This is a genomic window from Paenibacillus sp. FSL k6-2145 (genome assembly GCF_037976585.1).
Taxonomy (GTDB): domain Bacteria; phylum Bacillota; class Bacilli; order Paenibacillales; family Paenibacillaceae; genus Paenibacillus.
In genome coordinates this window covers 5,090,239-5,113,559 of sequence record NZ_CP150267.1, presented here as the reverse complement: position 1 = coordinate 5,113,559, position 23,321 = coordinate 5,090,239, and the positions used below count along the sequence as shown (strand labels likewise).

Annotated in this window: 18 protein-coding genes; 4 read left to right on the top strand and 14 right to left on the bottom strand. The window is 43.9% G+C overall.

Features of this window, described 5'->3' with window-relative positions; all coding sequences use genetic code 11:
• Positions 1-168 precede the first annotated feature (168 nt).
• Positions 169-879 (bottom strand): SDR family NAD(P)-dependent oxidoreductase, encoded by a 711-nt coding sequence (locus NZ043_RS22770; RefSeq protein WP_339309287.1) that lies wholly within the window; start codon positions 877-879, stop codon positions 169-171.
• Positions 880-981: 102 nt separating this feature from the next.
• Between NZ043_RS22770 and NZ043_RS22765 the strand changes: the two genes are divergently transcribed.
• On the top strand, positions 982-1,341 hold the full coding sequence (locus NZ043_RS22765; RefSeq protein WP_091031062.1) for a MerR family transcriptional regulator: 360 nt from the start codon (positions 982-984) through the stop codon (positions 1,339-1,341).
• A 117-nt stretch (positions 1,342-1,458) separates the two neighbouring features.
• Here NZ043_RS22765 and NZ043_RS22760 read toward each other — a convergent pair whose 3' ends face one another.
• From NZ043_RS22760 to NZ043_RS22735, 6 genes are all read right to left on the bottom strand, one after another.
• Entirely contained in the window at positions 1,459-2,040 is a 582-nt protein-coding gene (locus tag NZ043_RS22760) for a GNAT family N-acetyltransferase (RefSeq protein ID WP_339309286.1), read from the bottom strand.
• Positions 2,041-2,075: 35 nt separating this feature from the next.
• Entirely contained in the window at positions 2,076-3,533 is a 1,458-nt protein-coding gene (locus tag NZ043_RS22755; RefSeq protein WP_339309285.1) for a S8 family serine peptidase, read from the bottom strand.
• A gap of 121 nt (positions 3,534-3,654) precedes the next feature.
• Positions 3,655-4,230, bottom strand: a complete 576-nt coding sequence (locus NZ043_RS22750) for a GNAT family protein (protein WP_133384589.1) — start codon at positions 4,228-4,230, stop codon at positions 3,655-3,657.
• 165 nt (positions 4,231-4,395) lie between these two features.
• A complete protein-coding gene (locus tag NZ043_RS22745; protein ID WP_017688728.1) occupies positions 4,396-4,695 on the bottom strand; it encodes a hypothetical protein in 300 nt (99 codons plus the stop codon).
• A gap of 146 nt (positions 4,696-4,841) precedes the next feature.
• On the bottom strand, positions 4,842-6,605 hold the full coding sequence (locus tag NZ043_RS22740) for an ATP-binding cassette domain-containing protein (RefSeq protein WP_339309284.1): 1,764 nt from the start codon (positions 6,603-6,605) through the stop codon (positions 4,842-4,844).
• Positions 6,590-7,444 (bottom strand): ATP-binding cassette domain-containing protein, encoded by an 855-nt coding sequence (locus NZ043_RS22735; RefSeq protein ID WP_283945603.1) that lies wholly within the window; start codon positions 7,442-7,444, stop codon positions 6,590-6,592. The genes NZ043_RS22740 and NZ043_RS22735 overlap by 16 nt, the downstream gene beginning before the upstream one ends.
• A gap of 112 nt (positions 7,445-7,556) precedes the next feature.
• Between NZ043_RS22735 and NZ043_RS22730 the strand changes: the two genes are divergently transcribed.
• Positions 7,557-8,147 (top strand): biotin transporter BioY, encoded by a 591-nt coding sequence (locus tag NZ043_RS22730; RefSeq protein WP_076214865.1) that lies wholly within the window; start codon positions 7,557-7,559, stop codon positions 8,145-8,147.
• 142 nt (positions 8,148-8,289) lie between these two features.
• Here NZ043_RS22730 and abc-f read toward each other — a convergent pair whose 3' ends face one another.
• From abc-f to NZ043_RS22705, 5 genes are all read right to left on the bottom strand, one after another.
• Positions 8,290-9,759 carry an ABC-F type ribosomal protection protein gene (abc-f, locus tag NZ043_RS22725; RefSeq protein ID WP_249910859.1) on the bottom strand — a complete coding sequence of 490 codons (1,470 nt, stop codon included), beginning with the start codon at positions 9,757-9,759 and terminating at the stop codon, positions 8,290-8,292.
• Between the two features lie 488 nt (positions 9,760-10,247).
• Positions 10,248-12,137 carry a beta-glucoside-specific PTS transporter subunit IIABC gene (locus NZ043_RS22720; RefSeq protein WP_036608444.1) on the bottom strand — a complete coding sequence of 630 codons (1,890 nt, stop codon included), beginning with the start codon at positions 12,135-12,137 and terminating at the stop codon, positions 10,248-10,250.
• Positions 12,138-12,348: 211 nt separating this feature from the next.
• A complete protein-coding gene (locus NZ043_RS22715; RefSeq protein WP_249910860.1) occupies positions 12,349-13,179 on the bottom strand; it encodes a PRD domain-containing protein in 831 nt (276 codons plus the stop codon).
• 424 nt (positions 13,180-13,603) lie between these two features.
• Positions 13,604-15,046, bottom strand: coding sequence for a 6-phospho-beta-glucosidase (locus tag NZ043_RS22710; protein WP_249911803.1), 1,443 nt, complete (start codon positions 15,044-15,046; stop codon positions 13,604-13,606).
• Between the two features lie 427 nt (positions 15,047-15,473).
• Positions 15,474-16,304 (bottom strand): amidohydrolase family protein, encoded by an 831-nt coding sequence (locus NZ043_RS22705; RefSeq protein WP_249910861.1) that lies wholly within the window; start codon positions 16,302-16,304, stop codon positions 15,474-15,476.
• Positions 16,305-16,626: 322 nt separating this feature from the next.
• Here NZ043_RS22705 and NZ043_RS22700 point away from each other — a divergent pair, with 322 nt between their 5' ends.
• Both NZ043_RS22700 and NZ043_RS22695 read left to right on the top strand, forming a co-directional pair.
• A complete protein-coding gene (locus NZ043_RS22700; protein ID WP_339309283.1) occupies positions 16,627-18,354 on the top strand; it encodes a cellulase family glycosylhydrolase in 1,728 nt (575 codons plus the stop codon).
• Positions 18,355-18,485: 131 nt separating this feature from the next.
• The gene (locus NZ043_RS22695; RefSeq protein WP_091031094.1) at positions 18,486-19,385 is read left to right on the top strand and encodes a manganese catalase family protein; all 900 of its coding nucleotides are present in this window, start codon (positions 18,486-18,488) and stop codon (positions 19,383-19,385) included.
• 184 nt (positions 19,386-19,569) lie between these two features.
• Here NZ043_RS22695 and NZ043_RS22690 read toward each other — a convergent pair whose 3' ends face one another.
• Both NZ043_RS22690 and NZ043_RS22685 read right to left on the bottom strand, forming a co-directional pair.
• Complete coding sequence (locus tag NZ043_RS22690; protein ID WP_091031097.1) at positions 19,570-21,552, bottom strand: sucrose-specific PTS transporter subunit IIBC; 1,983 nt, start codon at positions 21,550-21,552, stop codon at positions 19,570-19,572.
• 26 nt (positions 21,553-21,578) lie between these two features.
• Positions 21,579-23,054, bottom strand: a complete 1,476-nt coding sequence (locus NZ043_RS22685; protein WP_249910863.1) for a sucrose-6-phosphate hydrolase — start codon at positions 23,052-23,054, stop codon at positions 21,579-21,581.
• Positions 23,055-23,321 lie beyond the last annotated feature (267 nt).

The window sequence follows — 23,321 nt, the reverse complement described above, 5'->3', positions numbered from 1 at the left end:
AATATCTTCATCTAACTTTCCGCTATCATCAAGGAGATAAGATTATTCAGAATGGACCTCATACTTTTTAGTCTCTCATACCGATCATCGTACGGTATACCTGAGTTTGAGTTTGAAGTTACACACTAAAGTTCATCCCGATCTATCACTGCTTTTGGCAACGGTGAATTACCAAGGGTACGCGCCATTCTCATCTAGGAATTCTCCGTTATGGCGTTTGCCATCTGTCGCATAGCGCACAATAATCGCAGCTCCAGCTTCTTTTGATTTACCACCTTCGGCATTGCCGTTAAGATCTGTTGATGTGAATCCGGGTGTTACTGCAAAGACTTGAGCCCTGCTGTTTTTGACTTCATAAGCCATCGAAAGTGTCATGGCACTGTTGGCCGTTTTGGATGAGTTATAGTCGAAGGCATTTAAAGTAAATTCCGCATTTTGCATATGGTCCAGAGAAGCCATGTCGGTTGATACATTAATGATTGTGCCTTCATTATCTTTGATTAACGGGAACAATCGCTGATTCAAACGGAAGGTGCCGAAAAAGTTCACTTCGAAGGCACTCCGCAGATCTTCCTCTTTTGTATCCGTGAATGAATGAGAGAAAGCACCCGGCATACCCGCGTTATTGATCAAAAGGTTTATTGATGGATAAGTCTTCTGAATCGTATCGGCTGCCTGCTCAATGCTCTTCAGGTCGCACATGTCGATCTGTACAAATTCTACATCTAACCCCTTGGAAGTTAACTCTGAAACAGCTGCTTCACCCCGTTCAACACTACGTGCGCCGAGGATAACTTTCCAACCTGCTTCACCCAACTGCTTTACGATTTCATATCCAATTCCTTTATTTGCCCCGGTTACAAAAACAATCTTTTTCATGCGAATCCTTCTTTCCGTAATTTGATTTATATTTAACAATGAATAAGTTACTATGCTACACTTAGTGTAGGTCAAATTATTTTTATAAAAAGAGGGATTAACATGTTAACGATTGGAGAAGTAGCAAAAAAAGTTGAAATTTCCATTGGAGCGATTCGCTTTTATGAAAGAAAGGGACTGCTGAAACCTGCTGCACGAAATGAGCAGAATAACCGTCTTTATTTGGAGGAGGATCTGAACTGGCTGGTTTTTATCAAATGTCTTCGTGAAACCGGGATGAGTGTGGAAGACATCAAAAAGTATTATGATCAGGTCAATGAAGGAACCTCCACGCTGAAGGAAAGAACCAAGCTGATTGAGGATCAAAAGCAAAAGTTGCTGAATGATATCGAGGAGAAAAAAGCGCAGCTTGTTCACTTGGATAACAAACTGGAGCGCTATTATCGTGGAGAAAATTATTAACATAAGTCTTGTCCAATAAACTAAATGACAGAAAAAGATCAGGCAGCCAGCAATAAATGTCTAACCTGATCCGAAATGTTGAACCTATAGCGATTTTCAATGAGGATAAAAGTTCAATCAAAAATGACCTTGGCGCTTACATAGTTGATAATGGATATAGGGTTCATCCTCGATCTCGATCAAGCTGACCCGTTCAAAATTACATTTCTGTATCACCTTATTGGATGCTTGATTGGTAGTCAAAGCGATGGCATTTAACACTTCCACGTTTGTATGTTCAAACAAATACTCCGTCATTCCTTTGAGTGCCTGCGTTGTGTAACCACGATTTCTGAAGTGTTTCGATATACCGTACATAATCTCCCGATTGGGTGCTGGCAGTTCGTCCTTGATCCCTGAGCAGCACCATCCGATAAACTCGTCATTTTCTTTAAGTACGATAGCCATTCGTAAGCATAACTCCCCGATATCCCCTCCCGCCATCACAGCTTGTTTAAAACGTTGATTCTCAGGGATTTCATATTCGGTGAGCCACAGGGTCCTATCTTCAATCGTAGCGTTCCATCCCGGTAAGAATTCATACACCTCAGGTTGCCACGTAATTTCTTGCAGTTTCTCCAAATCCTCGAGTCGATACTCGCGCAAATAAATATCCTTGCAATCGATGATTAATTCATCAGTTTGTATGGGTTGGTTCATAAGGTTGCCTCCACATATTAATTTACATTACATCATTATAGAGCCGTGTACCATTGCCTTAAAGGCAATGCCTTGATATGTATAGCGTCAGGGTCTTGGGTTTTTTCAAGTTGGGGAAAACACTCTGGATATTGAGCCAAATATTCGCTAACACACCATCGAACCGACCAGTTAATATCTGTTGACCATTTTATCCAATTATGTATTTCCTCCTTTGGAGAATTTTGCAATAATCCATGCATATACCATCCACGCACTCCTCCTTCTGTTTCATGCATTAAGTACACCCAATACAACTTTCGCTCTTGTTCGGTCATCGGCTCGCCGAGGGTCGATACTGCAATTTTACGAACGGTAGCGGATGAATCCTTCGTGAAACTCCATAACTCTTCACGTGATAATTCGTCCCTCTCAACTAAAACTGTTAAAGAGAGCGCTCTTTCGATATCATCCATTGAATGAATTGCGCTATAAAGATTTTGATTTTTTATACTTATTATGGGTAAAGTTTTTGATATATACATTGGCTTATCTGCCCTGTTCATATAACAAATTGTATTCTCAACATTAATTCGAGGAGCCAGGCTTTCATCACCCTCAAGTGGTTCTCCATGCTCGACTAATAAGTTTCTCAGCATCTCGGAACTTAAACTCGGAAATTGGGAGAACAAATGGGCCGCAACACCAGCCACAAGCGCAGCCGCTCCAGAGGTCCCCTCATAAAAAGATACGCGCTGACCAGAATCTTCAGTTTCATAAGAGGGGATTGTAAGGTGTAGTCTGGGCGCTAATACATCTGGCCTAAAGTGACCATCTCCATTTCTGCCATAAGGTTCATCAGGGAAAGGAACGTGAAACAAACGATCAGCCTTTCCACGATCAACATAGCCTCCTACTGCTAGATATTGTATTGGAGGCATGATGTTATTTAAACGTGTATTTCCATTCGAACAAATAACCAAAATGCCCTGTTGCACAGCTGTTGCCAATGCTTTAACCGTTGAGTTTTCACTCGTATTTTTAAGATGAACTTCATTATCTAATGCCTGCCAACCAGTGCTTAAAATAATTTTTATATTCCATTCGACCCCATGTTCAAGAATCCATTCCATTCCTTTTTTCAGACGTTCTCCTTCTCCAGTTGTAAATGCGCCATGATCTAAAACGATAAATGTTGCTGCTGGTGCAATCCCGACATGAATTTGTTCCTCTAACAGAATAGGTTCATGGGCTAAAGCCAGTACACTCATAAGGCCATGTTCACCTTTCCGAATATCCTCCTCCCTGTTCATAGATGAAATGTCTCGCACGGTGACAGTCATATTTTCATGTACGGCAACACATTTGATTCGTGTAGTTAAGTGATTTATGAGATGATGTGGTTTAATTGAATCGATAATTACAATCCCCACACCCAGACCAGAAGTATGAAAATCAGGCTGTTCAGCAAAACCTAACCTTTTCCATGTCGGATCGGGTATTGCTCTATACACACGATCACCTCAGATTTTGATATTCATTAGAATACTATCGCCTTCCGCTTAATGTACATTATCATTTATCCACTAAAACTGGCAGATTTCGAGCACCCTGGCGATCTTATTTATACTGGAATCAAACAAGCCCCTCTTTTTCCATAAACTCATCTTTGGTTAATCCAAAGAGGATCATATCTTGGTATTTTCCATCCGTATAGATCACCTGGCGACGCACACCTTCCTGAATACATCCAAGTTTTCTCATCATCGCTGCGGAAGGTTCATTTCCTTCGAGTACAGAATCATTGAATTTGTTGAGCCTACGCTCGAAGAAGGCATACTTCAGCAAAATTCGTACGGCTCTGGTTCCGTATCCTTTTCCTCGATGATCCCTGTCAATTTGAATGCCAATGCTAAAGGTACCGTTCCTTTCATCAATGCTGTTCAGATTCACACCTCCGACATTTTCACCATCCATATTTACAATTGTAAACATGATCCGTCCTTTGGTTAAAGAAAAATCAGAGAAGTTTTCCGTGAAACTCTTCGCTTCAACATGGGTTGGCGGCAACTCTACTGCACACTCCAATAACCGACGGGCAGGTGTATCAAAGCGGTTATAATAATGATCTTCCCAGTCTTCCTCACGCAAAGCACGTAATCTGATCTTATCATCCTGCCAGAAATATTGACTATAATCGATCTCTCTCATTCCAAGTCCCCCCACATATTCAACCAAATTTTTACTTCGAGCTAAAAACATAATAACCCATAATGTGGAATTGGTGGAGATTTGTTTTCATTAAACACAACGAAAATAACCCCCGAACAGGACAAACCTGCCGGAGGCTACGCTCTACTTTATATCAAAATCTCATTACGATTCTTCTGTATATTGAGGCTTGGATACGTTATCCGGAACCGTTTCGTCAAAAACATCCTGACCTGGATAATCCCGTACTTCCCCCTCGTGAAGCTCATGATTTTCATAATCAAAACGATGTGCAGACCTCTGATCCACTCGCCACGGCGAACTTTTCCCAAGAGACTCGGATAACAGAGATGAACCGTAAGGACCCTCCGGGAATTCTTCGAGTGTGATATCATTTCGCTGCGACTCTACCGTAGACACATCGGTATATTCTTGCCGTTCTTCACGCAAAAACTTATCTTTCATCGTTTATCCCTCCTGATCCACTTCAGATGATCAACGTCCACTTATTGTGAGCGAGGACAAACGCATTTATGCATGATCATTGGAAAACACTGTGTTTAAGTTTTGATCCATTACCGGATCCGTCACAATCATCATCGCCATCACAATTAGCGAATCCATATTAAAAGTACAAAAACAATGAGGCCAGCTATGCTAATCCAGGTATCACGTTTGGACCATACCAATAATGATGAACGTCCTCCGAGCATAGAGTACTCTCTAACTTTACGCATTTCCATCGCAATGGTCATATCCTCTGCACGTTGGAACAGTGCCATCAACAAGGGAATCACCATCGGACCCAGGTCACGAATTCGAACGGTATTTGGTCTTAAAGCTGCCTTTCCACGTGCCCGCACGATCAGTGAGAATCGCTGCCACTCACTCCAGATCATCGGGATAAACCGAAAGATTAACGATACAGCAAGAGCAAACGAAGCTACGGGCAACCTGATCTTTTTACCGATACCGAGTACCCAGTTAAGCCCTTCTACCATTCGCCCATAAGGTGTCGTCAACGAAAACCAAAGGCTTGCCAATGTGACGATAAACAAACGATACACATTCAGTAAAGTGCCCTCCGCCTGCATCAGGGAAAAGCCAAAGTGCAGACCTCCTCCTTCTGTTGAAAGAGTTGTCCCAGATAACGCCGTTGATATGATGAAAAAGAATAATAATGGCTTCATTAACTTCATACATCCAGCCAAAGTCTGACGCGGGAGCACGGCAAGTGCTGCTATTACCGGCACCAGTGTTAAAGTCAATCCCTGCCAGCGCTGTTGAAGCATCGCAGCAGTGACCAGTAAAATATACAAAATCCATTTCAGACGCGGATCCATGACACCATATAATCCGCCTGAATGAGTCAATGTGTTCGGAAGAAGCTTCGGATCATCTTCCGTTTTAATGGACGACAGCATCAGTGCTTCTTTTTCATCCTTCATTGCATCGCTCTTGACTTCCATCATTACCGTCCCTAATGTTTCTATCGACTCGTTCTGAATCCCCACCTCAATTAACGTAGACTGAACAATGCTTTCAGCCATCTCTTCTGGCGTCATTGCGGTCAAAGGCAGCTCTAGACCCGCTGCTCTTAACTGCTGTGCCAGTCGCATCGAAGGTGGCAGGCCGATCCCTGTTTGCTCCAGCAGTTCAGGTCTTTTGTGAAGTTCTCTCGGCGTAAGATCGGCGATTAAACGACCTTCTTGCAATAACAATACCCGATCCGCACAAGGCAAGAATGTATCCAGATCATGGGTTGCTACCACGCCCCCACCACCTGCCAGACGATGTTGCTCCAATACATCCAGCAAAAGCCCGACACTTTGCGCTTCCAACCCTGCGCTCGGCTCATCCAGCAGAAGCCAGTGTGGATTGGTCACACTTCCGAGAGCAAGACCTAACCTGCGCTTCTCTCCTCCACTTAGAGCAAATGGCGACCTGTCCAGATGAAAACGTCGATCCAACTCCGAGGACACTGGCGGGTCCCATTGGTTCAGTGCGTTTGTGATCTGCTTTTGTTGCTGTTTCTCTGAAAGTCGATATGGACGCAGAGAATATGAGAATTCACGCTGAATACTTCGGGCAAACAGTTGTTCTTCCGGAAATTGAAACAATAGTCCCATTTGCAATAAAATCGACTGCGGCACTTTTCCTTCTTTCCAGAAAGATGTGCTCCCCAATGTGATACTTCCTGCATCGGGCGGTCTCAGACCAGCCAACGTCTGTAGTAAAGTTGTTTTTCCTGAACCAGTACAGCCCAGCAGCAAGGTGATTTCCCCGCTGTTCAACTGTACACTCACATCTTCAAGCAGTGCACGTTTGCTCGAATCCGATGCTTCTATACGTATATTGGTTAATTCGATCTCCAACGTGCGACCTCCTTAGCCAGTTGCTCAGGTCGCAGTGGCATGGCTTCTGGCATCATACCTTTTTGCTTGAGCAATAACGCAGTTTTTACAGTAAAAGGAGGGTCCAATCCTAACCGTTCACAGGGAGATAGCTGTACATTTTCCCGAGTAGCCTTCTCATTCAGCTCTGTTTCATAGAAAAAGGACTCGGGCTCCCCGTCGTACACACAACGTCCCCTCTCCATAGCAATGATTCGATCACACAGGGTTGCTTCCTCCAGATGGTGTGTAATCCAGATCACCGTTGTCCCCCGCTGGGTAATCTTCTGAACGATGGCTTCCATCCTGTCCCTTGCTCCCGGATCAAGCATGGCTGTTGGCTCATCCAGAATCAATATATCCGGTTTGGCTGCGAGCGCTACAGCAATATTAAGCAGTTGTTTCTGTCCACCGGATAATTGTGAAATGGCCTTCTCCGGGGGATATTGAAGTCCTACGGTATGTAATGCATCCTGCCTGCGCTCCGATTGCTCTTCTACAGATTCCATCAATGGTGACAGCGCAAAATGAAACTCCTCTTCAATCGTATCTCCAAGTACCTGAGCATCAGGTTGCTGCAATACACCCCGAACGGTAAGTTCATCCGAGATATTCCGTACCCCTCCCGATAGTGGAATGAATCCAATCAGTAGTCCAGCGAGTGTGCTTTTTCCACTGCCATTCGCCCCTACAATACTAATCCATTCTCCTTGGTGCAGTTTAAGTGAAACCCCATCCAGTGCTTTTCTCACCTGACTACCTTCGGAAGCATAATGCACTCGAACATCTTCTAATGTAATTATAGGCAGGTTGCCATGCATCGTAAATTAGTCCTTTCCCTTTCTATTGTTATGTGGTACGATCCTAATCGTTAACCACATTTATATAATTGGTTAACAATCATATTACCAAAATGGAGAGGATTGTTCAAACATGAAATTATCTTTGCGAGGCATTGTATTCAGCGCACTTATGGCCGCAATTTTAGTACTATTTGGTTACATAAGCATTCCCATTGGCTTCTCCCCTGTACCGATAACATTACAGACCTTGGCTGTCATGCTGGCTGGAGGGTTACTTGGTCCACTCTATGGTTTTCTAAGTGTCACGATGGTTGTTCTGCTCACCGCTCTTGGATTTCCCTTGCTACACGGGACCGGAGGACTTGCGGTACTTCTTGGACCTACCGGAGGATATGTGATGATGTGGCCGATCTCCGCATTATTAATTGGACTGTTGCTTGCACGAATCAACATCAAAGGTGTAACAGGATTCATGCTCGCTTTTGTTGTATTTGAACTATTTGGTTCACTGCTCGTGTATGTCTCGGGTGTCCCTTGGCTTGCATATGCATACAAAATGGACCTACCTGAGGCCATGATTCAAGGGTTCTATCCTTATATTATTGGTGATCTGATCAAGGCTGTATTTGCTGCCATCATCATTGCGCCCGTGCGCATGGTTTTCCCACCTCAACGCCTCACAGGTAACATGCATTCAACGGTTATAAAAGCGGATTCTTAATAGAAGTTACATAAGGTAACTGATCTGCCTATCTTTGAAAACGACGAAACCGCCAAAATCACTTTGGCGGTTTTCGTTACTTCTCTTCTTCTAAGGTTGTTCTGTCATCGAAGTGATCCGTGTAAATCTTCTTTAGTTCAACTTATATATTCACCTGAATTAATTGACGCTCTGTAATCTGAAATTGTTGATCCGCTGTATTTTCAATGAACCTCTGATCATGAGATACATACAGAATCGTCCCCTCATACGCCTTGATAAAACGCTCCAACGCTTCCAGTGCATGCATATCAAGAAAATTCGTTGGCTCATCCAACAATAGAATGTTATATTGGCCCAGAAACAAGTGACATAATTGAAGACGAATCGCTTCTCCTCCACTTAATGTCCCAACCTTCTTCAGCAAGTCATTACCTGTAAACTGCATCGCATGCAACGCACTTCTGAGCTCTGATTCCTCATACTGCGAACGATTTTTCAGGAATTGTAATACGGTCTCTTTTGTCGTGAAACGATAGCTCATTTGCTGAAAATAACCGAGCTTTGCTTTTGGAGACATTATGATCTGATCTCCGACATGGAAAACATGGTTAAGCAATGTGCTTTTCCCGCTGCCATTGGCTCCGGTTATCGCTATTTTTTGTTTTAATGGAATTTGAAAACTTACATCCTCCAGCAATATATTTCCATCCACTTCAAGTGTAAGGCGATCTGCCATAATCGGAAATCGGTTGTGCAGCTCCAGTGTCTTTGGCTGACGGAAGATCATAGGCCGATCCTCTTGCACCGCTTTTACCTCGTGAAGTTGTTGCATTCGCTGTTCAATCGCTTTAGCTGCGCGGTGCACCGCTTTTTGACTGGTGCCTTTGGATTTTGTTTCAACCATACGGTTTGTTTTTGCCTTGGATTCTTTTTTTGACATGCTGCCGGCCTGCGTTATTTTCTCGGCTTTCTTCATCTTTTCCCGGGCGGCCAGCTCCAATCGTCTTTTCTCCTTCGAGAACTGTTCATGGGCCTGATTTTGCTGTTCACGCTCCAGCCTCTTCTGTGCCTGATAATCACTATAGTTGCCGGAATATACGCGAACCTCACTTTGATGGATTTCCCAGATCGTGGTCACCAGTTCATCCAGAACCGCACGATCATGACTGATCATCACAAGCGCCCCATAGTAATAACGCAATTCATCCAGCAAAAATGTAATGCCCTCTTGATCCAGATGTGTTGTTGGTTCATCCAGTAACAGTACTTCATGATAATGAGTGAACATTTGAGCCAGTTTTAGACGGGTCTGTTCTCCGCCACTCCATGCTTGGTTGTGTTGAGGTATGGCTAATTTACTGAGCAAAGCCCCGTCAACTTCGATACTTTCGTTAGACTGGGGTGGTTCCACTTGTTCCAAATAACCAAACTCTGCAAAACGTTTTACCATTCCGGCTGTTGGCTGGATCTGTCCCGCAATGAGTTTCAACAATGTACTTTTACCCTGACCATTACCACCCACTACACCAATACGATCCAGTTGATGTACAGCCAGTCGCTCAATGTTCAGGATTACTTTATCCATATAGGTCATCTCAACCTGTTCTAATTCAAAACATATCTTTTCCATATTCGCTACCTCCGAAATAAGATTTATTTCGTATCGATAGCGAAGCATGCTACTATCGATACGAGCTTATCGTGCCAGCTCGTATCAATAGAACAGTAACGTCATCATAGCGGTTACCTCCAGTAGTCTGTATTGAGCGCCTTACCTAATTATTCAACTGATTAAGATAATCAGAAGAAAAAACAAAGAATCACAGGCCGCGGCCTGTGATTCAACGTAAACGGGAAAGCGAGTATAACACTTATTTTAAAGTCAGGATGATTGAAAATGACAGACTGATCCCGTTTACTCTGAACCAATAGTCAGAGCCTTTGAACGTATTCGATTACCGATTCAAAGGAAGGAAGCGCAGTCTCATCGAATGTGTCATGTTCAATAATCCACCTTTCATTATCATGTAATAGATGTACAATTCTAATTATAATTTTCCAATTCCACCATGTCAACGGAACGATGAAAACACGACACCATCAGATTAGTACATCAATCTATTTTTGTTCCTGGCCATTACCGCTACTTAATTTTAATAGAAGCTCTTGGCTACTAACCTGACCTGTAGCCTGTGGAATCACTTCTTCGTAGTTGGCTGAGTTGGTTACTATTATTGGCGTTACCGTATGATAACCAGCAGCCTTAATCTGTGCAATATCGAACTCAAGCAACAGATCTCCCGCTTGGACCCGATCGCCTTCTTTGATATGGGAAACAAAATGCTGCCCATCCAATTTAACGGTATCAACTCCCACGTGAACCAATATTTCAGCACCGGTGTCTGATACTACAGCCAAGGCATGTTTTTTCTTGAATGCAACGGTAACTGTACCATCAAAAGGCGCTACGACTCTGCCCACAGCTGGCTCAATCGCAATCCCTTTCCCCATTGCTCCCGATGCAAAGGCTGGATCTGGAACTTCCGACAATTCAACAATCGTTCCTTCGATTGGGCTAAATACAATTTCGTCCGAAGCATTCGCTGCACGAACAGGTTGCTCGGCAGATGCAGTAGGTTCGGTTTTTGTTTCTTCTTCAACCGGATCTTTGAAGCCCATGATGTACGTGAGTACAGCCGAAACAACAAAGGATACTACGATACCCAGAATTAATCCAGGGAAGCCTTGTCCACCTGGTCCGTAGAAGATTGGCAAGGTCAGTAATCCCGGTGCGCCGGATGCAAATGCCAATGTGCCCGCTTGACCAATGATAGCCCCACCAACTGCACCACCGATTACCCCTGCAATAAATGGACGTTTTAGTGGTAATGTTACCCCATAGATGGCCGGTTCAGTAATACCGAATAATGCGGTCAACGTGGATGATCCAGCCAGCGTTTTCAGTTTTTTGTTCTTGGTTTTCAGCATAACTCCAAAAGCAGCACCCGTTTGAGCAAAGATTGAAGCTGTCGCAGCTGGTTTAACCCCATCCTGTCCATACACTGCAACGTTGTTGATAAATACCGGAATAAGACCCCAGTGTATTCCGAAAATAACGAGCAGCTGCCAGCTTGCTCCCATAACGGCTCCTGCGAGCAATGGACTGAATCCAAATGCTGCAACGAGCCCGGCTGCAATTGCATTACCAACGTAGACACCAAATGGTCCAAATACCAACAGTGTCAGTGGTACCATAATCACTAGCAAAAACAATGGTGTAACAAAGTTTTTCACACTATCGTGAAGTGTCTTATTAAAGAACTTCTCCAACTTGCTCATGACAATGACAGCTAAAATAATTGGAATAACTGTAGATGAATAGTTCATCAAAATGACAGGGATACCGAAGAAATCCGTTGGTGTTCCTTCTGATTTCAACGTGACGATGGACGGATAGATCAGTGCTCCTGCAATCGTCATCGCCACAAACATATTTCCCTGGAATTTACGTGCTGTTGTAACCGCTAACAACAGAGGCAGGAAATAGAAGAGACTATCTGCTGCTGCATACAGGATTGTATATGTTGTTTCTGTCGTTTCCAGCCATCCAATATTACTTGCAATCAACAATAACCCTTTTAGAATACCGGCACCCGCCATAACACCCAGAAGTGGTGCAAAGATGCTGGATATGATATCGATAATACCTCCGAGCCCTTTGGCTGCTTTGCGAGGTTTTTCTTTATCTGACGAATCGTCCAGAATGTTACTGATCTGTCCAATGGCACTATAAACTTCAGGCACCTTGTTACCAACAACAACCTGGAACTGTCCTCCATTTTCTTTGACTGCGATGATTCCTTCTGTTTTCTCCAGTTTGGCTTTGTCTGCCTTGGCATCGTCCTTCAATACAAACCGTAACCGTGTTGCACAATGAACCAGCGATTCCACATTTTTCTCACCGCCGACCAGTTCTACAATCTCTTTGGCCAGTTTCTCTTGACTCATGATCTGCACCCCCACTTTTTCTCAAACAGGCCCTTTACCGATTTTTTTGCACGCAAAAAACCTAAGCCTTGAGCAAGGGGACACAATGGTCCTGACCTTCTCATGACTTAGGTTTTGCCTGCATAACCAGTAACAATCCCAGTTAAATCGTATTCAATTCCTGTTAATCACATATTATTATAATAAAACCATTTTTGTCAACATTTAAATATTATCGATTAACCACTCGTTCGATATGAACCGTCAGATACAATTTTTCTTCATTGGTCAACTCATGGTTGTATTCCTTTTTGACAAACATCTCAATTTTCTCCGTACATGCTGCGGCATCAGGATGTTTCTCCTTAATCATGTCATAGAAATGATCATAGTTGTTGTCGTAATGCGTACCGCTGAGCACACGCTGGGAGAAGAACTTCAGATGTGTGATAAAGCGAAAATAACTGAGGGAGTCCTCATCAAATTCCATTTTGAAATGATATTTCGCTATATTAATAATCTGCTGGATAAACTTCGTAATATTCATCGTTGTAATAACTTCTTCGTTCATCTCTGCGTTGACAATATGAAGGGCAATAAAAGCGGCTTCATCAGGTGGAAGCTCAATATTCATACGGGTGTTGATCTGATCCAGCGTCCTCAGGCCCAGTTCGAATTCAGGCTTGTACAACTGTTTGATCTCCCACATTAATGCATTCTTGATCTCCACGCCTTCCCGATATCGTTCAATCGCGAAGTTAATATGATCTGTAAGAGATACATAGATGTTCTCATTCAGCTTTCGGCCCAGATTCTCACTTGCATACGTGATGATCTCTTCCACAATTTCAATCAGTTCCATCGGAACTTCGCGCAGCAGCATTTTGAAATTATCGGATGTTTGTTTGTTTTTCAATGCAAATACTTTCTGGATGCGGGTCTCGTCTACTTTATCCCCCGGCTTTTTCTTAAAGGCAATCCCACGTCCCATCACCACAAGCTCTGCTCCATCCGCCTGATAGATGCTAATGACGTTATTGTTGATAACCTTTGCTATTTTCACTTCAATCCCCCCGTCACGTTCCACTCTCTTGGCAGTTATACATCGTCTTTTGGGCATACAAAAAAAACCTGAAGCATCACAAAATAAACAAGACATGGTGGTCTGCTTTTTTTGGTGCTTAGGTTTTGCCTACTTCGAGTAGTAACAATCCCAGAAACGATATAATTGCGTCAAGTATAGCGCGAACCTGACTATATGTCAACGCTTTCAATGTGAGGACAATCGGAAGTCCCATGGTTATATAAATTGAACTAGAGAATATTTACACTAGCTACTCCGATGACAGAACAACCTTCCGATCGCTGTTATCTCCAGCTTTTTTCTGTCCTCTCCGGTTTGTGTAAATGTTTAGTTCAATTTATATAGATGAAACTTCCGATGTTTTATTGCCGTACAAGACCATTTTAATTCAGAAAAATATAAACTACGCGTCACCCAGGTTTGTTCCGTTGGATTCGATCACATTTTTGTACCACTCAAAACTCTTCTTCTTCAGCCGTGTCAGCTCACCTTGACCTTCATTATTACGATCCACGTAAATGTAGCCATAACGTTTTCTCATCTCACCTGAGGATGCACTTACAATATCAATAGGTCCCCAGCTAGTGTAACCAATGATGTTTACACCGTCCTGAATAGCCTCACCCATTTCAGCTACATGTCGTTTCAAGTAGTCAATCCGGTATGCATCATCCACTTCACCTTCCGGTGTAACCACGTCATTGGCACCAAATCCATTCTCAACAACAAACAGCGGCTTCTGATAACGATCATGTAGTTGATTGGCGGTAATACGGAATCCTTTGGGATCAATTGTCCAGCCCCATTCGGACTTCGCCAGATATGGATTGGCTACCGAGCCAAATACATTACCACTGGTCATATTTTTGACAACTTCCGGATCGGTGCTGGTTGTACGACTTGAATAATAGCTGAACCCGATATAATCTACCGTATGATTTTTCAAGATTTCCGAATCACCAGGCTGCATAACAATGTTCAACCCGTGATCTTTGAAGAAACGTTTGGCGTAACCCGGATATTCCCCACGTGACTGCACATCGATGAAGAAATAGGACTCTCTATCTTTTTCCATGCCCTGGAACACATCTTCCGGATTACAGGAATACGGATAGAAGCTTCCTGCGGCGAGCATACACCCAATCATGGCACCAGGAATAATCTCATGACATGCCTTGACTGCGAGTGCACTTGCAACCAGTTGGTGGTGAGCAGCCTGATATTGAATTTCCTTGATGTTATCCCCTTCATTAAACGCCAGCCCCGCTCCAAGGAACGGAAGATGAAGCAACATGTTGATCTCATTAAATGTCATCCAGTATTTCACCTTGTCTTTGTACCGAGTGAATACCGTTGTAGCGTAAGTCTCGAAAAGCGTTACCAGTTCACGACTTCTCCAGCTGCCATACTTCTCGATCAGATGCACAGGCACATCGAAGTGAGCCAATGTAACCACAGGTTCAATGCCGTTTTTCAACAATTCATCAAACAGGTTATCGTAAAATTGTAATCCGGCTTCATTTGGCTGTGCATCTTCTCCTGTCGGGAAAATCCGTGCCCAGGCAATGGAGACACGCAGTGCTTTGAATCCCATTTCGGCAAATAGAGCAATGTCTTCGAGGTAACGGTGATAAAAATCGATCGCTTCATGTGAAGGATAGAACTCGGTAGCGAGCGGTGTAAAAGCCGGAACATGACCTTTCATAATGCTTCTGCGGTTCTCACCTGTTGGCAGCAAGTCAACGATACTCAGCCCTTTGCCATCTTCCAGATACGCGCCCTCCGCCTGATTCGCAGCAATGGCTCCACCCCATAGAAAATCTTTAGGAAATTTAAAATTCGTCATCATCATTCTCCTTCCAAATATGTAATTCAGCTACCCGCTCAAATCGCAAGAAACATTAATAAGACAAACTATTTAAGTTGAACTACACGATTACACATAAACGGAGAGGACAGAAAAAATCTGGAGAAGCGGCGCGTTCGCCTTTATCACCGGATTTCCCCTTTAAAAAGGGATTCAAAAAATCTGGGGATAACAGCGATTGGAAGATTGTTCTGGCCGCGCAGTCGTCCCGTGTAAAATCGTTTGTTCAACTTAAATACAAAAAACCCGAACCAGCCTGGTACACGATTACGTGTAAACAAGCCAGCTCAGGTTATGCCCATATCGGTAACATTCCCAGATCATGATTATGCGGATTGGATAAAACTTTAGCAAGAATCAGAACAGTTGTCAACTTCTTGAAACCGGTTTAGCTTCGGAATGCCCACTACGATATTTGATAGAATGCAGCACATGTGCCGCCAAGAATCATCTGTTGATCTAATATAGGTAGGGCATTAATGTGAGAATTAATGAGACCGTATACTTCAGAATACGTAGCTGAAACGTTGCTCACGGGCCAGTCGGACCCGAACATTAACCGTTCCGCACCAAAGGCTTCTATGGCGATATTCAGATAGGCTGTAAAGTCCTTTGGAGTCCAATTTGCCCAATCTGCTTCCGTCACCATCCCTGAAAGTTTACAGTACGCATTAGGTTGTGCGGCCAATGACTCAAGTGCTTCTTTCCAGGGTGAGATTATACCTGATTTTATGTCGGGTTTGGCTAGATGATCAAGTACAAATCGCTGCTCAGGAAACGTCTTAACCAATTCAACGGCATAAGGCAGTTGCTCCTTGGATACCAACAAATCATAGGCCAAATCATATTCTTTTAGCAATGAAATTCCGCGCTGAAAGTCTTCTCTCAATACATAATCCAGATCAGGTTCATCCTGTATGACATGACGTACGCCCTTCAGATACGGTTTGGACGCGAAGAGTTCAAGCTGATTCCGAACTTCATCCGAACAAAGATCTACCCATCCGACAACACCTTTTATACATTCATGCCGATCTGCCAGCTGCAGAAGCCACTCGGTTTCTGTCAGTGATTGTCTGGCTTGTACCGCAATACATCCATCCAGTCCTGATTGGACCAATAAAGGTTCAAGATTTTCCGGAAGAAAAGATTGACGAATGGTTTTCATCTCTTCGCCAATCCATCCGTACTCGGCGACATTGTATTCCCAGAAATGTTGATGTGCATCCAGCTTCATATTAGATCCCTCCCAGGGTATTTAAATCTAATTATCATTAAAAAGCAACCATATGATTTTTATTTCCAATGAAATAAACGCTTACTACACAATCTATAAATATGGCAAAATCACTGATTTTTACATGATTTTTATGCCAATTGTGCAGGTATTGTCCAATATTAAATCATGATATAGTAAATTACGAAAACGCTTTCAGAATATAAATCGGTGGTGATTTTAGTATTAAACAAGTGAATTTTTGTTTGCGTTGAGCTCTATTTTCACCCTGCTTAACCGCTATTCACGTTCAACCATTCTCTATTCGAAGGAGACTATATTAATGAAAAAAAAACGCAAATCAGTCCTATCTCTTACGCTTGTGACTGCCCTGATTCTATCTCTATTCGCCTCCGCTATGGCTTCAGCTGCGACTGACAACAGCGAACAGGCCAGTGCATCACCCGCTCCAAGCAAAATGCAGACCTATGTAAACGCCATGGAGCCTGGCTGGAATCTGGGTAACTCTCTGGACTCCGTTGGTGAAGATGAAACAGCCTGGGGCAACCCGCGCATTACGAAGGAACTAATACAATCGATCGCAGCTGAGGGCTACAATAGTATCCGTATTCCTGTGACCTGGGAAGCCCACATCGGTGACGCACCCGACTACATAATTGATTCCGCTTACATGAACCGGGTTCAAGAAGTGGTAAACTGGGCCCTTGATGCCGATCTCTATGTCATGATCAATCTTCACCATGATTCCTGGCGCTGGATCAGTTACATGGAGAAAGACCATGATAACGTGCTTGCACGTTATAACTCTGCTTGGACTCAGATTGCGGACAAATTCAAAGATGCATCCGATAAACTCATGTTCGAAAGCGTTAACGAACCACGTTTCTCTGAAGGCGGCACAACAGATGCAACGATTGGATATCGCATGCTGGACGAGTTGAATACTTCTTTTCACAAGATCGTAAGAACTTCGGGTGGAAACAACGAGACACGTCCACTTGTCCTTCCAACGATGCATACCTCTTCCGCTCAACCTGATCTGGATGAACTGAATAAGACCATTCAGAAATTGAATGACACCAATATTATTGCAACCGTTCACTACTACGGGTTTTGGCCATTCAGTGTGAACATCGCAGGTTACACCAAGTATAACGAGGAAGTACAGAAGGACGTTACCGACACATTCGATCGGGTATACAATGCTTTTACAGCGAAAGGCATTCCAGTTATCGTCGGTGAGTATGGCTTGCTTGGTTTTGACCAGCACACAGGTGTCATTGAGCAAGGGGAAAAGCTGAAATTCTTCGAATTTGTTGGACAATATCTGCGTCAAAAACAGATGACAACGATGTTATGGGACAACGGACAGCACTTCGGACGCACAAGCTTTACCTGGTCTGATCAGGAACTATTTGATACCATGAAAGCCAGCTGGACAGGTCGCTCATCCACAGCCGAAACGGACCTCGTATATCTTAAACAAAATGAAGCTATTCAAGATAAAAAGGTAAAACTCAATCTGAATGGGAACAAATTCAATTCGTTGAAAAATGGCACCACCCCTCTTGTAAGAGGTAAAGACTATACTGTCAAAAAAGATATACTTACGTTAAAATCCAATCTGTTAACCAAATTGACAGCCTCTGGTGATTTGGGCGTAAATGCTACACTCACAGCTGGATTCAACCAAGGTGCTGACTGGAACTTCAATATTATTAAATATGACACACCTAAGTTGAACGATGCAACTGGTACAACCAGTGCATTTGCCATTCCGACTACGTTTAACGGCAATCAACTGGCCACGATGGAAGCAACGTATGCAAACGGAGAGAACGCCGGTCCACAGAACTGGACTTCGTTCAAAGAATTCTCCTACACATTTAGCCCAGATTACGAACGTAATGTGATTGAGCTGAAACCTAACTTCTTCAACGAAACCAATGATGGCGAAGTCACGCTTAAGTTCCATTTCTGGAACGGAGATGTGCTGACGTACAAAATCACGAAAAATGGAACCAGCGTTGTTGGCGTAACTTCCAAATAAGAACTCATCTAACGTTCTGTTCAGAGCTTTAAGCTCTGGCAGAACGTTTTGTTTTTGTTTCACAAATGATCGAATAACGTACAAGTGCCCCTTCATACCTTTACACTAACTAGGATTGAGGGGGAAATGTCATGTTTAAACGTGTAGACCGTCTTGCCATCGAACTACCCATATCCAATAATCCGGACCCTAATGGAGCTAGTGCAGTTCAGGAGTTGCTTGGTGGAAAGTTCGGGGAAATGTCAACATTAAATAACTATATGTTTCAGTCATTTAATTTCAGAGGCAGATCCAAGCTGCGTCCCTTTTATGACATTGTTGCAAGTATTACCGCGGAGGAATTCGGCCATGTCGAACTTGTCGCCAATACGATTAACCTGATGCTTGAAGGTTCAACATCACCAGGTGACCCAGACTCCACACCACTGCGTGTTGGTAAAGACGCACGGATGACGTCACACTTTATCGAATCTGCTCAGACAGCGCTCCCTTATGACTCCATGGGAAGACCCTGGAATGGTTCGTATGTCGTGAGCAGTGGCAATCTGATCTTTGATCTGTTGCATAATTTCTTTCTTGAATGCGGAGCCAGAACTCACAAAATGAGAGTCTACGAAATGACGGACAACAAGACAGCCCGAGAAATGACTGGTTATCTGCTTGTACGTGGAGGTGTGCACGTTCTGGCGTATGCCAAAGCATTGGAGATTGCAACGGGTGTGGATGTAACGAAGATGTTCCCTATTCCTCGACTGGATAACAAAGCTTTTGAAACGACAAGAAAATGGGAAGCGATGGGAGAACATCGCAGGCTGTACACGTTCAGCGACAAAGATTATCAGGGCATTGCTCAGATTTGGAAAGGAACACATCCAACCGATGGTGGCAAACTGGAGGCTTTTGCCGGCTTGCCGGGTTATGGAGGGCCAGTACCTGAGCTGCCTGATCTGCCGGAAGAATTTGCGCCAGGGATATCCGCGGAAGATCTAATGCAGATTGCAGAGCGACTGAAACGTCACGCTGGTCTGTAGGATCACGATTAACACTTGTTTTTATAGGGCGTCGATTGGATAACCGTAAACTGGTGTTACCTTGTGTGCTGGAACTCTTTATTTAATTAGATTATTGATGATCTGTTTTCTTTGATTTCTTATGGCGCACACAAAAAAGGGAAACGGGTGAGATGAATCTCTACCCGCTTCCCTTTACACGCCTCTATTGTGGCTCAGTAAATTTCACTACAAGTACCGCTTCCCCATTGGCTTGAACATGACCTGTTGAAGTCGCTGTAACAGTTGCTATCGCTTCGTTTCCACTTGGGATCAACACAGGTGTAATCACTGGCAGACCCGCAGCCTGAATGACATCCATGTCAAATTCAATCAACAATTGTCCTGCAGTTACACGATCTCCGCTATTCACATGTGCGGTAAAACCGTTTCCTTTTAGTCCAACCGTATTAATTCCGATATGAACCAGCATCTGTACACCTGTCGCATGCTCCAGAATCACCGCATGTTTACTCTTGTTCATGACATGTGCGATGACACCATCAAACGGTGCATACACCTTACCTTCTGATGGCTCAATGGCAATGCCCTCACCCATGTGTTTTTCCGAGAACGCCGGGTCAGGAACCTGCTCCAGAGCAACGACGGTACCGTTCATTGGCGAAGCGATTTCGAGAAAATCTACCTTAGGACGATTGCTTGTAACGGCATCGGTAACTGAACTAATACGCGGATTAGATTCCTCTGCTTTAACTTCAGTTGATGTTACTCCACTGTTTTCATGGCTCACCGCTTCTTCTGCAACCGGTTGATCCTTATATCCAAAGAACCAGGTAAGTGCAAATGCAATCGCCATGGCAACTACGTTAGACAAGATATACAACGGCAGTTGGCTGTTCAGATAGAGCAGTGTACCGGGAATAACCGTTACAGCCATGCCTGTACCTTGCAGATGGAACAAGGAAGCGATAAAACCACCCACACCACCACCAATCAGTCCCATAATAAATGGTTTCATATAACGCAAGTTAACTCCGAAGATGGCTGGTTCGGTAATACCCAGAAATGCGGACAAGGAAGAAGGTAATGCGAGTGCTTTGAGTTTCATATTTTTGGTCTTCAGACCGACTGCGAGACAAGCCGCTCCTTGTGCTGCCATGGCACAGGTAATGATCGCGTTGAACGGATTGAATCCCGTCTTCTCCAGTAGTTGAATCTCCAAGAAATTAAAGATGTGATGCACACCGGTAACGACTATAATCTGATGGAAGAAACCAATGATAATACCTGCGATGCCAAATGGAAGATCCAATACGGCAGTTGTACCATGCAGCACCCACTCTTCTAGGGAATGGAATACGGGACCAATCGCGAATAGTCCAAGCGTAATCATGACTGTCAACGTAATAAAAGGAGTCAGAATTAAGTCCAGTGCCTCAGGTACCCGTCTTCTTAGTACCTTCTCAAACTTGGCTCCAATCAAACCTACAAAGAACGCAGGCAGAACCGATCCTTGATAACCCACGACAGGTATAAAACCGAACATATGCAGCGGCTGTGCTGATCCATCTGCCACCGCGTAAGCATTGGGTAATGCCGGATTGACCAGCATTAGCCCCAGTACGATACCAAGCACCGGACTTCCGCCGAATACACGGAACGCGGACCACGCTACAAGTGCAGGCAGAAATGCAAAGGCCGTATCCGTCAGAATCTGAGTGAACAACAGGAAATTGGCCGAGATATCATCCGGTGTTGCACCGAACAACGCCAGAATTTCATTCTGGGTAAGTAATCCGCGTAATCCCATGAACAAACCTGTAGCTACCAGTACGGGAATGATGGGTACAAATACGTCACCAAATGTGCGGATAGCCCGCTGAAAAGCATTTCCTTCCTTTTTCCCCTGACTCTTCACATCATCCTTGGACGATCCTTCGATTCCCAGCTTCTCGACCTCTTCAAAGATTCGATTCACCGTTCCCGTACCAAAGATAATCTGATATTGACCCGAGTTGAAAAAAGCCCCTTTCACCTTCTCGATGTTCTCGACCGTTTTCTGATCAATTTTTTCTTTATCTTTCACCATGATCCGAAGACGTGTTGCACAATGTGCAAATGATGCGATATTCTCTTTGCCCCCGATGGCATGAATGACTTCCTGGGCAATGCGTTGATTCTCCGACATGTTATCTCATTCCTCTCACGAAATACTTAATAATCCCATTTTGTTGCTTCAAAATCAGCTTTGCCTCCACGTGCAAAGAAACAAATGTCCACGCTGTCCCGGCTTGGGAAAATGCGGCTGGTAAAGACCTCTTCCCCATCGTTCACAAAGATCTCGACCGAGGATGCATCTACGAACAGATGGAACTTAATCACGTCCGCAGTAAGTGTGCACTGTCGTACAACGCCATTCTGCTCTGCCAGCTTGGTACCAGACATCGTCCGATCCAAGACAACTTTCTGCTGAATTCGATCATATAAAAGAACCGTTTTTTCAGCTCCATTGGCCCGGAATTCGATGCCTACAACCTTTGCATCTACATGGCTTATCTCACATATCAGCTCATAGGCAATCCCATTAAAATCAGTGAAAGATCGACTCTCATTGTCAATCGTTGCGCGAATATGTGTGTCTTTATCCTGCTGACGCAATTGCACCATCTCTGTAACAGGTTGTTGGATTAACTTGCCGTCTCGGAGTGACAATTGCCGAGGAATGGTCAGGCAATGTGCCCAGCCACTATCGTCTGTCGGATATTCCAGATCGGGAAGTCCCATCCATCCAACCAGAATACGTCTTCCGTCCGGACCCTGCATGGTTTGCGGAGCATAGAAGTCGAATCCACGATCCAACTCCTGAAATTCACCATGATTGAACTCTCTTGTCTGGAGATTGAGCGGCTCACCGATCAGATAACCGGATTGAAAAATATTCTGATAATGATCTCCCGTACCATCTAACCCTTGTGGGGAAAAGACAAGTACACCTCTCCCGTCCATCTCCATATAATCCGGGCACTCCCACATGTAGCCAAAGGAGGTTAATTGCGTACGAATTTCACCAAGAAACTCCCAGTTCTTCAGATCTGTCGAGCGATACAGCACTGTACATCCCGTCTCATCTGTTCTCTGCGCACCAATTACACAATAATACGTGTCTCCTTGTTGCCACACTTTGGGATCTCTGAAGTGTTCCGTGTATCCGTCTGGCACAGATGAGATCACTGGATCATTCAGTTTGGATACTGAACCGTTTTCATCCATAACTGCTAGGCATTGATACGGGTGTCTGACCCAAACCTCATCCCTCGTATTGCCTGTGTACAACAAGTGCAGCTTGCCGTCTTTTTCAATCGCGCTACCGGAATAAGCTCCGTGTGAGTCATACCTGCCACCCGGTTCGATTCCAATCCCGACATTTTCCCAGTTCACCAGATTCTTCGAGCGAGTATGATACCAGTATTTCATGCCATGTTCTGTTCCAAGTGGAAACCACTGATAGAACAGATGATAATAGCCTTGATAATATGCAAAGCCGTTAGGATCATTAAGCAGACCTGTTATTGGCTGAATGTGATAACTTTGTCGCCAAGGACATACGGATATCTGTGCTTCAAGCTTCGCAATCTCTCCAGGCTCCGCTTGCTCAATTCGTCTGTAGCGTTGCTCTCTAGTCATTTTCATAGCTGTTCTCCATTCTTGCTTATATAAGTTAGACCAAGAAATTTCACACTGGGACTACGATGGCAGAACAATCCTCCGATCGCTGTTATTCCCAGATTTCCTGATCCCTTTTCTAAAGGGTGAAATCCGGGGATAAAGGCGAACACTACGTTTCTTCAGATTTTTTCTGCCCTCTCCGTAAATGTTTAATTCTTATTTAACTTATACGAAAATCAATTATAGGAACCGGTTCCATTATACGCAAAAAAATAATTCCATATGGCATTC

Excerpts from the sequence above, each read along its gene's own strand:
- NZ043_RS22765 (WP_091031062.1), top strand. The coding sequence starts at position 982 with ATGTTAACGATTGGAGAAGTAGCAAAAAAAGTTGAAATTTCCATTGGA.
- NZ043_RS22750 (WP_133384589.1), bottom strand. The coding sequence starts at position 4,230 with ATGAGAGAGATCGATTATAGTCAATATTTCTGGCAGGATGATAAGATC.
- NZ043_RS22700 (WP_339309283.1), top strand. The coding sequence starts at position 16,627 with ATGAAAAAAAAACGCAAATCAGTCCTATCTCTTACGCTTGTGACTGCC.
- NZ043_RS22695 (WP_091031094.1), top strand. The coding sequence starts at position 18,486 with ATGTTTAAACGTGTAGACCGTCTTGCCATCGAACTACCCATATCCAAT.
- NZ043_RS22720 (WP_036608444.1), bottom strand. The coding sequence starts at position 12,137 with ATGAGTCAAGAGAAACTGGCCAAAGAGATTGTAGAACTGGTCGGCGGT.
- NZ043_RS22760 (WP_339309286.1), bottom strand. The coding sequence starts at position 2,040 with ATGAACCAACCCATACAAACTGATGAATTAATCATCGATTGCAAGGAT.
- abc-f (WP_249910859.1), bottom strand. The coding sequence starts at position 9,759 with ATGGAAAAGATATGTTTTGAATTAGAACAGGTTGAGATGACCTATATG.
- NZ043_RS22770 (WP_339309287.1), bottom strand. The coding sequence starts at position 879 with ATGAAAAAGATTGTTTTTGTAACCGGGGCAAATAAAGGAATTGGATAT.
- NZ043_RS22735 (WP_283945603.1), bottom strand. The coding sequence starts at position 7,444 with ATGCATGGCAACCTGCCTATAATTACATTAGAAGATGTTCGAGTGCAT.
- NZ043_RS22685 (WP_249910863.1), bottom strand. The coding sequence starts at position 23,054 with ATGAAAATGACTAGAGAGCAACGCTACAGACGAATTGAGCAAGCGGAG.
- NZ043_RS22745 (WP_017688728.1), bottom strand. The coding sequence starts at position 4,695 with ATGAAAGATAAGTTTTTGCGTGAAGAACGGCAAGAATATACCGATGTG.
- NZ043_RS22705 (WP_249910861.1), bottom strand. The coding sequence starts at position 16,304 with ATGAAGCTGGATGCACATCAACATTTCTGGGAATACAATGTCGCCGAG.
- NZ043_RS22730 (WP_076214865.1), top strand. The coding sequence starts at position 7,557 with ATGAAATTATCTTTGCGAGGCATTGTATTCAGCGCACTTATGGCCGCA.
- NZ043_RS22710 (WP_249911803.1), bottom strand. The coding sequence starts at position 15,046 with ATGACGAATTTTAAATTTCCTAAAGATTTTCTATGGGGTGGAGCCATT.
- NZ043_RS22690 (WP_091031097.1), bottom strand. The coding sequence starts at position 21,552 with ATGTCGGAGAATCAACGCATTGCCCAGGAAGTCATTCATGCCATCGGG.